Annotated in this window: 8 protein-coding genes; 6 read left to right on the top strand and 2 right to left on the bottom strand. The window is 64.2% G+C overall.

The window, feature by feature from the left end; genetic code table 11:
• Positions 1-61 precede the first annotated feature (61 nt).
• Together glgX and glgB are read right to left on the bottom strand one after the other, a co-directional pair.
• Positions 62-2,116: a glycogen debranching protein GlgX gene (gene glgX / locus QN397_RS11865; protein WP_323497828.1), complete on the bottom strand. Its 2,055-nt coding sequence runs from the start codon at positions 2,114-2,116 to the stop codon at positions 62-64.
• Between the two features lie 28 nt (positions 2,117-2,144).
• Positions 2,145-4,319, bottom strand: coding sequence for a 1,4-alpha-glucan branching protein GlgB (gene glgB / locus QN397_RS11860; protein ID WP_323497827.1), 2,175 nt, complete (start codon positions 4,317-4,319; stop codon positions 2,145-2,147).
• A 178-nt stretch (positions 4,320-4,497) separates the two neighbouring features.
• Between glgB and leuS the strand changes: the two genes are divergently transcribed.
• The 6 genes from leuS (at position 4,498) to QN397_RS11830 (ending at position 13,566) form a co-directional block, all read left to right on the top strand.
• Entirely contained in the window at positions 4,498-7,128 is a 2,631-nt protein-coding gene (leuS, locus tag QN397_RS11855) for a leucine--tRNA ligase (RefSeq protein WP_323497826.1), read from the top strand.
• Between the two features lie 18 nt (positions 7,129-7,146).
• Complete coding sequence (lptE, locus tag QN397_RS11850; RefSeq protein ID WP_323497825.1) at positions 7,147-7,686, top strand: LPS assembly lipoprotein LptE; 540 nt, start codon at positions 7,147-7,149, stop codon at positions 7,684-7,686.
• A 27-nt stretch (positions 7,687-7,713) separates the two neighbouring features.
• On the top strand, positions 7,714-8,763 hold the full coding sequence (gene holA, locus QN397_RS11845; protein WP_323497824.1) for a DNA polymerase III subunit delta: 1,050 nt from the start codon (positions 7,714-7,716) through the stop codon (positions 8,761-8,763).
• 118 nt (positions 8,764-8,881) lie between these two features.
• On the top strand, positions 8,882-10,174 hold the full coding sequence (locus QN397_RS11840) for a glutamate-5-semialdehyde dehydrogenase (RefSeq protein WP_323497823.1): 1,293 nt from the start codon (positions 8,882-8,884) through the stop codon (positions 10,172-10,174).
• Positions 10,175-10,319: 145 nt separating this feature from the next.
• Entirely contained in the window at positions 10,320-11,615 is a 1,296-nt protein-coding gene (gshA, locus tag QN397_RS11835; protein ID WP_323497822.1) for a glutamate--cysteine ligase, read from the top strand.
• A 79-nt stretch (positions 11,616-11,694) separates the two neighbouring features.
• Positions 11,695-13,566, top strand: a complete 1,872-nt coding sequence (locus tag QN397_RS11830) for a potassium transporter Kup (protein ID WP_323500959.1) — start codon at positions 11,695-11,697, stop codon at positions 13,564-13,566.
• Positions 13,567-13,641 lie beyond the last annotated feature (75 nt).

Here is a 13,641-nt window from a genome sequence, read left to right as displayed (position 1 = left end):
GCAGTTCTTGTCCAGATCCTTGCCTCGATTCCAGCCTAGCACCGGCACGCGCGCATGGCTCCTACGTTCTTGCAATCCACAGACTCGCAGGTGCCACACGGACGCTTGCCGGCAACGGCTGCGATGCGACGGATTCGTCTTGCGCCGGGTCGGTAGCGAGGCAGCCACGCCAGGTGCCCTCGGGCAACCGGAAGTCGACGGGCGCGGCGCCTGAATTCACCAGCACGAGCCGCATCCCTTCGCCGGCGGCGGCACCCGGGAGTGGATCGAACCGGATTGCAAGGGCCGTGCCTTGCCAGTCTGCAGCTGTCATTGGTTGGGCATCCGGGCGCAACCAATGGACACCCGCAGAAGCGGCATCGCCGGCAAGCCACCAATGCGCGTTGCGCAGCGCCGGCGACTCGCGGCGCAATGCCGTGAGCCGCGCGATGAAGGGCGCAAGCGACGCATCGGCTGCGGCCCAGTCGAGCCAGGTCAGCTCGCTGTCCTGGCAGTAGGCGTTGTTGTTGCCTTGTTGCGTGTGGCCGAGGTCGTCGCCAGCCAGCAGCATGGGCGTGCCTTGCGAGAGCAGCAGTGTTGCCAGCAATACCCGCTGCAGGCGCGTGCGTTCGGCCTGCACTGCCGGGTCGTCGCTCGGCCCTTCGACACCGCAGTTGCGGCTCATGTTGTGGCTCGTGCCGTCGCGGTTGCTCTCGCCATTGGCGAGGTTGTGGCGCTCGTCGTAGCTGACCACGTCGCGCAGCGTGAAGCCGTCGTGCGCCGTCACGAAGTTCACGCTCGCGGTCGGTGCCCGCGCGTCATGGCGAAACTGCTCGCTCGATGCGGTGAAACGGTGCGCGAAGTCACCGAGGCCCGCGCTGCCGTCGCGACCCTGTCGTACCCAAAAGCCGCGCTGGGTGTCGCGGTAACGGTCGTTCCATTCGAGCCAGCCGGAAGGAAAGGCGCCGAGCTGGTAGCCACCGGGTCCGATGTCCCAGGGCTCGGCGATCAGCAGCACACGCGACAAGACAGGGTCTTGCGCTACCGCGGCGAAAAAGGGCGCGCGCCGGTCGAAACCGGTCACCGCATCGCGGCCGAGCACCGGCGCCAGATCGAACCGAAAGCCATCGACGCCGAACTCGGTGACCCAGTAGCGCAGGCTGTCCATCACGAGCTGCACGACGCGGGGTTCGTCGAGCTTCAGGCAGTTGCCGCAGCCGGTCCAGTTCTCGTATAGCGCGCGATCGTCCGGGCGCAGGTGGTAGTACAGCGCGTTGTCGATGCCGCGCATCGACAGTGTCGGGCCGAGTTCATCGGTTTCGGCGCTGTGGTTGTAGACCACGTCGATCACCAGTTCCATGCCGCGCGCATGCACCGCGTCGGCCATCGCGCGGAACTCGCTCGCCGGCGTGGTGCCGACCTGGCCGCTCCAGTAGCGCAGCTCCGGGGCGAACCAGCCGATGGTGTTGTAGCCCCAGTAGTTGCTGAGCCCCATGCCGAGCAGCCGCTGCTCGTCGGCACGGTGCTGCACCGGCATCAGGCTCAGCGTGGTGACGCCGAGTCGCTGCAGGTGATCGAGCACCGCCGGCTGCGCCAGTCCCGCGTAGCTGCCGCGCAGTGCTTCGGGCACAGAGGGGTGCAGACGCGTATGGCCGCGCACGTGCGCTTCGTAAAGCACGCGTTCGCTGGCCGCGATGCGGGCGCGACCGGCTGGCGCGGTAGGCAGCGGCGCTGCCACGCACGCTTTGAGTGCCACCGATGCGTTGTCGCGGCGATCAGGCTGCGTCGCGTCTCTGGCATCGTGGCCAGCGAAGATTTCTTTACCACCGTAGCGACCGTTGATGGCGCGCGCGTAGGGGTCGAGCAACACCTTGGCCGGATTGAAGCGGTGCCCGTCTCTGGGCGACCACGGACCGTGCACCCGGTAGCCGTAGATCAAGCCCGCCCGGCCGCTCGGGAGCTGCCCGTGCCATACGCCATCGGTGCAGGCGGGCAGCGCGAGACGCTGTTGCTCGTGCTTGCCGGAGCTGTCGAACAGGCACAACTCGACCTTGGTCGCGTTAGGCGCGACGAGGGCGAAGTTGACGCCTTGCGGGGTTGGCGTGGCGCCCAGGGGGTAGGGGTGGCCTGTGTTCATCGTGCTGTCTTCATCTTGTCGTGTCGATTCAAACCAGCACCCACATCAACGTCCCCAGCGGCGGCACATCCACGGCGACCGAATGCTCCTTGCCATGCCACCGCACCAGCTCGCTCCAGACCGTGCCGTTGCCGACACCGCTGCCGCCGTACGCCGTGCTGTCGGTGTTCAGGATCTCGCGATAGGCGCCGGCGACGGGCACGCCGAGGCGATAGCCACGTCGCACCACCGGCGTGAAGTTGCACACCACGATGACGAAGGTGCCATCGCGGGCGCGGCGGATGAAGGCGAAGACCGACTGGTCGGCGTCGTCGTGCACGATCCATTCGAAGCCCGGCCCTTCGTTGTCGAGTTCGTGCAGTGCGGGAAAGTGCCGGTACACGTTGTTGAGATCGCGCACCAGGCGCTGCACCCCTTGATGCGGCGCGCGGTCGAGCAGGTGCCAGTCGAGGCTCTGGTCGGCGTTCCACTCGGCGATCTGTGCAAATTCGCCGCCCATGAAGAGCAGCTTCTTGCCGGGGTACGCCCAGAGGTAGCCGTAGAGGTTGCGCAGGCCAGCGAACTTCTGCCATTCGTCGCCCGGCATGCGGCCGATCATCGAGCCCTTGCCGTGCACCACTTCGTCGTGCGACAGCGGCAGCACGAAATTCTCGGAGTGCGCGTACATCAGGCCGAACGTGATCTTCTGATGGTGGTGCTTTCGGTGCAGCGAGTCGGTGCCGGCATAGGCCAGCGTGTCGTTCATCCAGCCCATGTTCCATTTGTAGTGGAAGCCGAGCCCGCCGCTGTGGCCGTCTTCGGAGGGCGGACGTGTCACACCGGGGAAGCTCGTCGACTCTTCGGCGATCGTCACTGCGCCCGGCCGCTCGACACCGAGTACGCGGTTCATGCGGCGCAGGAACTCGATGGCTTCGAGGTTCTCGCGACCGCCGTGAGCATTCGGCACCCACTGACCCGGCTCGCGGCTGTAGTCGCGATACAGCATCGACGCCACCGCATCGACGCGCAGACCATCGACACCGTAGCGTTCCAGCCAATACAACGCGTTGCCGACCAGGTAGTTGCGAACCTCGGGGCGCGCGTAATTGAAGATCAGCGTCTTCCAGTCGTTGTGGAAGCCCTCTCGCGGGTCGGCGTACTCGTACAGGGGCGTGCCGTCGAAATTGCCAAGGCCGTGCGCGTCCGTCGGAAAGTGCGCTGGCACCCAGTCGAGGATGACGCCGAGCCCCGCTTCGTGCGCGGCTGCCACCAGAAAGCGAAAGTCCTCCGGCGTGCCGAAGCGCGACGTCGGCGCATACAGGCCGACCGGCTGATAGCCCCACGAGCCATCGAACGGATGCTCGCTGACGGGCAGCAATTCGAGGTGCGTGAAACCCAGGTCGCGTGTATACGGCACCAGCGTTTCGGCCAGTTCGCGGTAGTTGAGCCACTCACCGTGGTTGCGACGCCATGAGCCCAGGTGCACTTCATAAATGCTGATGGGCGCATCGCGCTGGTTGGCTTCGGCGCGGCCTTTGGGCATCGACACAGCAGCAGGCAGCGGCCGCACCACGCAGGCCGTATGCGGGCGCAACTGCGCAGAGAACGCAAACGGATCGGCCTTGCGCTGCACCGTGCCATCGGCGAAGAGCAGCTCGAACTGGTAGCTGTCGCCCGCCATCAGGTGCGGCGCGAACATTTCCCAGACACCGCACTCGCGTCTGAGCCGCATCATGTGACGGCGTGCATCCCACTGGTTAAAGTCGCCCACCACCGATACGCGGCGCGCGTGCGGCGCCCACACCGCAAAGGCGACGCCGCGCACGCCGTCGACCTCCCGCAAGTGCGCACCGAGCTGCTCGTAAGGCCGCAGATGCGTGCCTTCGGCCAGCAGCCAGACATCGGTCTCGCCCAGCACGGGGCCAAAACGGTAGGGGTCGTCGAGCTCCGATGTGTGACCACCCCAGTCGACCTGAAAGAGGTAGCCGAGTCGGGCCGGCGCAGCGGGCACCAGCGCCGAAAAAAGATCGGTATCGCCATGCCGGGCCAGCACCGCGAGCGGGTCGCCCGAGCGCGCGTGCACGGCCGTCACCGAGCGGGCGCCGGGCAGCAGTGCCCGGATCGTGAGGCCGGCGCTGGTTTCGTGCGGGCCGAGCACCGCGAACGGGTCGCCGTGTTCGGCGCGCATCAGCGCGTTGATTTCTGAATCGGGCAGCAGGGCCATCGGTCAGCGGGCTTCCCAAAAGACACCGGACAACGCGCGGGTCGCGTTTTGCGCGGGGTCGAAATCATTGTGGCACGCGAAAACGGGGCTGGCCGCATGGCGGAGGCGCCAACGTGCTGCCACCCGCGATAATCCGCCTTCCCCCGGCCGCCCGGTGCCGGGCTCCTGCCGAATTGCCATGAACCCCAGCTACAAACCCAGCGACGTCGAGTCGGCCGCCCAGGCCCAGTGGACCGCTGTCGACGCCTACCGCGTCATCGAAGACGCGAAGCGTAAGAAATATTACGCCTGCTCGATGCTGCCCTACCCGAGCGGCAAGCTGCACATGGGCCATGTGCGCAACTACACGATCAACGACATGCTGGTGCGCTACCTGCGCATGTGCGGCTACAACGTGTTGATGCCGATGGGCTGGGACGCTTTCGGCCTGCCCGCGGAAAACGCCGCCATCAAGAACGGTGTGCCGCCAGCTAGGTGGACCCACGAAAACATCGACTACATGCGCAGCCAGCTGCAGGCGATGGGACTGGCGATCGACTGGAGCCGCGAGATCGCCACCTGCGACCCGAGCTATTACAAGTGGAACCAGTGGCTCTTCCTGAAGATGCTCGAAAAAGGCATCGCTTATCGCAAGACCCAGGTCGTCAACTGGGACCCGGTCGACCAGACCGTGCTGGCCAATGAACAGGTGATCGACGGCAAGGGCTGGCGCACTGGTGCAACCGTCGAAAAGCGTGAAATCCCCGGCTACTACCTGAAGATCAGCGCTTACGCGCCTGAGCTGCTCGAGCACACCCAACACAAGCTGCCGGGCTGGCCCGAGCGCGTGAAGACGATGCAGGAGAACTGGATCGGCAAGAGCGAAGGCGTGCGCTTCGCCTTCCCTCACGGTATCGAGGATGGCAGCGGCCAATTGATCCAGGACGGCCGCATGTACGTCTTCACGACGCGCGCCGACACCATCATGGGCGTGACCTTCTGCGCCGTCGCGCCGGAGCATCCGCTGGCGCTGCACGCCGCGAAGACGAATCCGAAAGTCGCGGCCTTCATCGAGGAAGTCAAGGGCGGTGGCACCACCGAGGCCGAACTCGCGACGCAGGAGAAGAAGGGCGTCGACACCGGCATGGTCGTGATGCACCCGATCACCGACGAGCCGATCCCGGTGTGGGTCGGCAACTACGTGCTGATCGGTTACGGCGATGGCGCGGTGATGGGCGTGCCGGCACATGACGAGCGCGATTTCGCCTTTGCCAACAAATACGGCATCGAGATCATCCAGGTGGTGCTGGTCGACGACGAGCCGCACTTCGACTATCACAAGTGGCAGGATTGGTACGCCGACAAGCAGCGCGGCGTGACCATCAATTCCGACAACTTCAGCGGCATGCCGTTCAAGGAGGCGGTGGCTGCGGTGGCTCATGCGCTGCAGCACAAAGGCCTGGGTGAACTGCAGACGACATGGCGGCTGCGTGACTGGGGCGTGAGCCGCCAGCGCTATTGGGGCACGCCGATCCCCATCATCCACTGCGACGAGCACGGCGCGGTGCCGGTGCCCGAGAAGGATCTGCCCGTCATCTTGCCGACCGACTGCGTGCCCGACGGCTCCGGCAACCCTCTGATCAAGCACGAAGGTTTCCACGCCGGCGTCGTCTGCCCCGTGTGCGGCAAGCCTGCTCGGCGCGAGACCGACACGATGGACACCTTCGTGGATTCATCCTGGTACTTCATGCGCTACTGCGACCCCAAGAACGACCAGGCTATGGTCGGCGAAGGCGCGGCGTACTGGATGCCGATGGACCAGTACATCGGCGGCATCGAACACGCCATCCTGCATTTGCTCTACGCCCGCTTCTGGACCAAGGTCATGCGCGACCTTGGCCTGGTGACCATCGACGAGCCCTTCGCCAAGCTGCTGACGCAGGGCATGGTGCTCAACCACATCTACTACCACCGCGACGACAAGGGCGGCAAGCACTACCACCCGCCGCTCGAGGTGACGCCGACGCTCGATGCCGCGGGCCGCATCGTCGGCGGCACGGTGGCCGGTGGTCGCAAGGTCGAATACGGCGGTGTCGGCAAGATGGGCAAAAGCGAGCGCAACGGCGTCGACCCGCAAGACCTGATCGAGAAGTACGGCGCCGACACGGCTCGCCTGTACACGATGTTCACCGCGCCGCCCGAGGCGACGCTGGAGTGGAACGACGCGGCGGTCGAAGGCAGTTCGCGCTTCTTGCGGCGCGTGTGGAATTTCGGCGTCGCGCTGGCTGCATCGGCTGCAGGCAAGGGCGCTGCCCCCGCCTTCGGCAAGAGCGCGCAGTTGCTGCGTCGCGAGGTGCACAGCGTATTGCGTCAGGTCGACTACGACTACCAGCGCATGCAGTACAACACGGTGGTGTCGGGCGCGATGAAGCTCCTGAACGCACTGGACGCCTTCAAGCCCGACGGCAGCGCCGGTGACTCCGCGGCGGTGCGCGAAGGCTTCGGCATCCTGCTGCGCTGCCTGTATCCGGCAACGCCGCACATCACGCACCAGCTCTGGCTGGCGCTCGGTTACGACCAGCAATTCGGCGACTTGCTCGATGCGCCCTGGCCGGCCGTCGACGTGGCGGCACTGGCGCAAGACGAGGTCGAATTGATGTTGCAGATCAACGGCAAGCTGCGTGGCGCGGTGAGCGTACCCACGGGTGCGTCGAAGCAGGAGATCGAGAAGATCGTGCTGGCCAGCGAAGCCTTCGCAACCCACGCGCAGGGCGCGGTGCCGAAGCGCGTCATCGTGGTGCCGGGTCGGCTGGTCAACGTCGTGCTCTGACGTGGTGGAATGAAACGCATGAAATCCTCTTTTTCAACGTCGCGCCGTCGCGTGCTTGCCATGTCGGCGATGACGCTCGGCGGCACCATCGCAATCTCCGGGCTGGCCGGTTGCGGCTTCGAGCTGCGCAAGCCGCCGGTGTTCGCTTTCAAGACCATAGCGGTGCGAGGCACTTCCGCAACCGTGAATCTGCTGCGCCGTAACTTGCGCGCGACCGGCACGCTCACTGTGGTCGAGATCGGCAAGGCCGGTGAGCCGGTGGTGGCCGATGCCATCCTCGAAGTGGTCAGCGAAGACCGCACACGTGTCGTGCTGTCGACCAATGCCGCCGGTGAAGTGCGCGAACTCGATCTGGTACTTAACTTCAAGTTCAAGCTCTCCACGCCGGCTGGCAAGGAACTGTTGCCGACCACCACTATCGAGCAACGGCGCGACCTGACCTACAACGAGACGAATGCCATCGCCAAGGAGAGCGAGGCCGACTTGCTGTACCGCGACATGCAGAACGACATCGCCCAGCAGACCGTGCGCCGGCTCGGCGCGGTCAAGCAGCTCTGATAGAGCAGATCTGAAAGTCACGTCCCCATGCAGCTCTCCGCGGCACAACTCGCCGGGCACCTGAAGCAGGCGCTGCGGCCGCTTTACACAGTGCACGGCGACGAGCCGTTGCTCGCACAGGAGGCCGCCGATGCCATCCGCGCCACCGCCCGTGAGCAGGGCTACACCGAGCGTAGCTCGTACACCGCCTCCGGCGCGCACTTCGACTGGAGTGCCGTGCTCGCGGCAGGCGGTTCGTTAAGCCTGTTCGCCGACAAGCAGATCGTCGAAATCCGCGTGCCGTCGGGCAAGCCGGGCAAAGACGGCAGCGCCGCGCTGCAGCAGATCGCCGAGGCGGCGCGTGGCAACGACAGCACGCTGACGCTGGTGCTGCTGCCCAAGCTCGACAAGGCGACGCGCACCGGTGCCTGGTTCTCGGCGCTGGAAAACCATGGCGTGAGTTTGCAGGTCGATCCGGTCGAGCGCGGGGCACTGCCGCAGTGGATCGCGCAGCGTCTGGCGACACAGAGTCAGCGCGTGAAGGCAGGCGAAGAAGGCCAGCGCACGCTGCAGTTTTTTGCCGATCGGGTCGAGGGCAACCTGCTCGCCGCCCACCAGGAAATCCAGAAATTGGCGTTGCTGTACCCGGCCGGCGAGCTGAGTTGGGAGCAGGTCGAAGGCGCAGTCAACAACGTTGCGCGCTACGACGTGTTCAAGTTGTCCGAGGCGGTGTTGGCGGGCCATCCGCAACGCGTGGCGCGCATGCTCGACGGCCTCAGGGCCGAAGGCGAGGCCGAGGTGCTGGTGCACTACGCGCTGGCCGAAGACATCCGCGCGCTAAAGCGCGTCAAGGACGCGATGGCCGCGGGTCGGCCGCTACCGATGGCGCTGCGCGAAAACCGCATCTGGGGCGCACGCGAGCGGGCGTTCGAGCGCGTGCTGCCGCGCATCGACGATCGCGCGCTGGCCCGCATGCTGCGCGCTGCGCACATCGTCGACGGTATCGTCAAAGGGCTGAAGCAGCCGGATTGGCCGGCCAGTGGCTGGCAGGCTTTGCAGCGGCTGGCGTTCATGCTGTGCCGCAGCTGCGCGGCATGATTCGCGGGCTGGGTCGCGGCCTTCTGATCTGACCGATCAAATCAGATCGGTCCAGCGTCGCAAGGCGTCACACAGCGTGGGCAAGCGACTGGGTTCCGAGGCGCGGCAAAATAGAGCGATGAACGCGTTCAATGTCCACGAGCACATGCAAGCCCTCGGTTTGCAGGCAAAAACAGCGTCGGCCGTCATGGCTCGCGCCGATGCCGCCACCAAGATAAAAGCGTTGAAGGCGCTGGCCCGGCGCTTGCGCGAGGCCGGTCCGGCGCTGGAGATCGCTAATCGGCAAGACCTGGAGCGCGCCACGGTTGCCGGTCTGTCAGAACCGATGATCGACCGGCTCAAGCTCACGCCCAAGGTGATCGCCACCGTCGCCGAGGGCTGTGAGCAACTTGCCGCGATGCCCGATGTCATCGGCGAAATCATCGGCATGAAGCAGCAACCCAGCGGCATCCGCGTTGGTCAGATGCGCGTGCCGCTCGGCGTGTTCGGCATGATCTACGAGAGTCGGCCCAACGTGACGATCGAGGCGGCCAGCCTCGCCATCAAGAGCGGCAATGCGGCGATCCTGCGTGGTGGCTCCGAGGCGATCGAATCGAACAAGGCGCTGGCACAACTGGTGAGCGACGCGCTGGCCGAGGCCGGCTTGCCGCGCGAAGCGGTGCAGCTGGTGCAAACCACCGACCGTGAAGCTGTCGGCCATTTGATCGCGATGCCCCAGTTTGTCGATGTGATCATTCCGCGTGGCGGCAAGGGGCTGATCGAGCGCATCAGCCGCGACGCCAAGGTGCCCGTCATCAAACACCTCGACGGCAATTGTCATGTGTACATCGACAGCACCGCCGAACTGACGATGGCGCTGGCCATCGTCGACAACGCCAAGACGCAGAAGTACAGCCCGTGTAACGCGGCGGAGGGGCTGCTGGTGGCCGAGAGCGTGGCAGCGACCTTCTTGCCGATGATCGGGGCCGTGTTCGCGGCCAAGGGTGTCGAGATGCGCTGCGATCCCAAGGCTGCGCGCGTCCTGCGGGGCGAGGGCGCGGTCGAAGCAGGTTCGCTGGTGGTCGATGCCGTCGAGTCCGACTGGTCCGAGGAATATCTGGCAGCCGTCATCAGCATCAAGGTGGTGAGCGATGTCGACGAAGCGATCGCGCACATCAACCACTATTCGAGCCACCATACCGATGCCATCGTCACGCGCGACCACGTCAATGCGCAGCGATTTTTGCGCGAGGTCGATTCGGCCAGCGTGATCGTCAATGCCAGCACGCGCTTTGCAGATGGCTTCGAGTTCGGCCTCGGTGCCGAAATCGGCATCAGCACCGACAAGTTTCACGCACGCGGCCCGGTGGGGATCGAGGGTCTGACTTCGTTGAAATACGTTGTGCTGGGCCAGGGCGAGACCAGAAGCTGATCGGCATGCGAGCGAGGGCGGTCGACGGCAACTTCGGGCGTGCCGATTTGCGCACTGCGGGTTGTCATCCAGCGGTCAGGCCCCAAATCCTACAATCCCGATCCTGCTTTCTTGCACAAAGCGCCAACAACAACAAGGCCGCCGCATGGTCCCGCATCTCGTCACCGCCCTGAACGGCCCGATCAACGAACTTGAGCAACGCGTGCTCGACTCGATGTCTGCCATCGAGCGCTGGTTCCGGCTCGAATGGATGGAGCACACGCCGCCGTTCTATACCTCGGTCGATGTTCGCAACGCCGGCTTCAAGCTGGCGCCGGTCGACACCAACCTGTTTCCGGGGGGCTGGAACAACCTCACCAAAGAGATGCTGCCGCTGGCAGTGCAGGCCGCACAGGCAGCCATCGAAAAGATCTGTCCCGAAGCACGCAACCTGCTGGTCATTCCGGAAAATCATTCGCGCAACACGTTCTACCTGGCCAACGTGCTCCAGCTTGTGCACATCTTCAAGATGGCCGGGCTTAATGTGCGGGTCGGCTCGATCGATCCGGCGATCAAGTCGCCCAAGAAGATCGAACTGCCCAATGGCGAGAGCATTTGCCTGGAGCCGGTGGTGCGCACCAAGCGCCGGCTGGGTCTCAAAAACTTCGATCCCTGCACCATCCTGCTGAACAACGACCTTGCTGCAGGAACGCCTGGCATCCTGGAAGACCTGCATGAGCAATACCTGTTGCCGCCATTGCATGCCGGTTGGTCGGTGCGCCGCAAGAGCAACCATGCGCACAGCTACGAAGAGCTCACCAAGCGCTTCGGCAAACTGCTCGGCATCGACCCCTGGCTGATCAATCCGATGACCTCCAAGGCCGATGGCGTCAATTTCGCGGAGGGTATGGGGACCGATGTGCTCACGAGCCACGTCGACGCCATGCTCACCAAGGTGCGCCGCAAGTACAAGGAATACGGCATTAACGAGAAGCCGTTCGTCATCGTCAAGGCCGACAACGGCAACCACGGCATGGGCGTGATGACGGTGCGCGATGTGAAGGAGCTCGAAGCCCTCGACAAGAAGACTCGAGGCAAGATGAGCAGCACCCGCAGCGGGCTGGAGGTCAACGAAGTGATCGTGCAGGAGGGCGTGCTGACCAACGAGCGGGTACACAACGGCGTGGCCGAGCCGGTCGTCTACATGATGGACCGCTACGTGGTCGGCGGCTTCTATCGGGTGCACGCCGAACGCAGTTCCGACGAAAGCCTCAACTCGCCGGGTTCGAGCTTTGTGCCACTGGCGTTCTCGGAGAGCGCCCACATGCCCCAGCCGGGCGCCAAGCCGGGTGCCAGCGCGCCCAACCGCTTCTACATGTACGGCGTGATCGGTCGATTGGCGATGGTGGCGGCCAGCTACGAACTGGAAGCAACCAACCCTGACGCCGAAGTCTACGAATAAGGGCGGGCGGGGGAGCACAATCCGTCTCCTACCAATTGAGCGACGACCGTCCGGGAGGGCGGCCACGTTGCAGTGACGCATGCGCAGCAATGTCAAGTCTTCGGTTGCCGCGCTCACGCTCGGCGCCATCGGTGTCGTCTACGGCGACATCGGCACCTCTGTCCTGTATGCATTCAAGGAGGTTTTTGCGCACGGCCATGTTCCGCTGACGCGTGACAACGTTCTGGGCGTGCTGTCGATGTTTTTCTGGACATTGATGGTGGTGGTGTCCATCAAGTACGTCGCGCTCATCATGCGTGCCGACAACCACGGCGAGGGCGGGCTGATGGCGTTGCTCGCGCTGGCTTCGCAATCGGTGAAAGACAGGGAACGGCTGCGTGGGGCGTTGCTCTTGATCGGGGTGTTCGGTGTCGCGCTTTTTTTCGGCGATGGCGTGATCACTCCGGCGATCTCGGTGCTGTCGGCGGTCGAAGGGCTGGAGATCATCACACCCGCAGCTAAACCGTACGTCGTCCCCATCTCTCTCGTGGTGCTCACGGTGCTGTTCATGGCACAGAGACATGGAACCAGCGACCTCGGGCGCTTTTTCGGACCCATTACGATCTTGTGGTTTCTCGCTATTACGGCCACCGGCGCAGCGCAAATCATTCGTGAGCCGGCGGTGCTCGCAGCGATCTGGCCCGGTCATGGTGTCCGCTTCGCCTTGGCAAATCACTCTATGGCGTTCATCACGCTCGGCGCAGTATTTTTGTGCGTCACCGGGGCCGAGGCGCTCTATGCCGACATGGGTCACTTCGGAAAATTCCCGATCCGGCTGGCGTGGTTCGCGCTCGTGATGCCGGCATTGGTGATCAACTATTTCGGGCAAGGCGCGCTCGTGATGCTGGACCCCAAGGCGGCCGAGAATCCGTTTTTCCTGATGACGCCTGAGTGGGCGCTGGTTCCCATGGTCGTCTTGGCGACTGCGGCCACGGTCATCGCTTCGCAGGCACTGATATCGGGCGCTTTTTCCGCCACCAAGCAGACGATCCAGCTCGGCTTCCTGCCCCGACTCACCATCCTGCACACGTCGGTGCGAGAAACCGGCCAGATTTATATCCCGGCCGTCAACTGGGCGCTGTATGCCGGCGTGGTGCTGGCTGTGAGCCTGTTCGGCTCGTCGTCTGCGCTCGCTGCGGCTTACGGTATTTCAGTCAGCCTCGTGATGGTGATCACGACGGCACTGACCTTCTTCGTGATCCGATACGGCTGGGGCTACCCACTGTGGTTGTGCGTCCTGACCACAGGCTTCTTCTTCGCGGTCGACCTCGTCTTCGTTGCCTCGAATTCGCTCAAGATCATGCAAGGCGGCTGGTTTCCACTGGTGATGGCGGCCGTCCTGTGCGTCGTACTGACCACGTGGAAAGAAGGCCGGCGCCTCATGGGCGTAGCACAGCGCAAAGATGCCCTCGAGCTCAAATCCTTTCTGGCTTCGGTGTTTTTGAACCGGCCGACGCGGGTCGAGGGGACCGCGGTGTTTCTCACAGCAGACCCGGGAGTCGTACCCAACGCGCTCCTGCACAACCTGAAGCACAACAAGGTGTTGCACGAGCAGAACCTGTTCGTCACGGTTCGCAACCACGAGGTGCCGTGGATACCGATGGACAAGCGCATCGAGATGGAGGCACTAGGGCATCACTGCTGGCAAGTCATCGTGCACTACGGCTTCAAGAACGACGTCGACCTGCCGCGTGCGCTCCAGCAGGCGCGCATGCGCGGTTGCCAGCTGGAGCCGATGGCGACGAGTTACTTTCTGTCGCGCGACGTGGTCATTCCCACCCTCGGCGGCGGCATGTCGCCGTGGCGCGAAAAGCTGTTTGCGCAGATGCACCACAACGCGAGTGGGGCAGCCGATTTTCTGGGTCTGCCGAACAATGCGGTGGTGGAGCTTGGGTCGAAGATCGAGATTTGAAGGCGTGTAAAAACCTTGTACGCAGTGGGTGTATCACTTTGTAAGTATTGTGTAAATGTGCACTAAAGTCCATTT

It is taken from the genome of Variovorax sp. RTB1 (assembly GCF_035018765.1).
Classification (GTDB): domain Bacteria; phylum Pseudomonadota; class Gammaproteobacteria; order Burkholderiales; family Burkholderiaceae_C; genus Variovorax.
The sequence above is the reverse complement of the archived record's forward strand: the minus strand, read 5'-3'. Positions and strand labels throughout refer to the sequence as shown.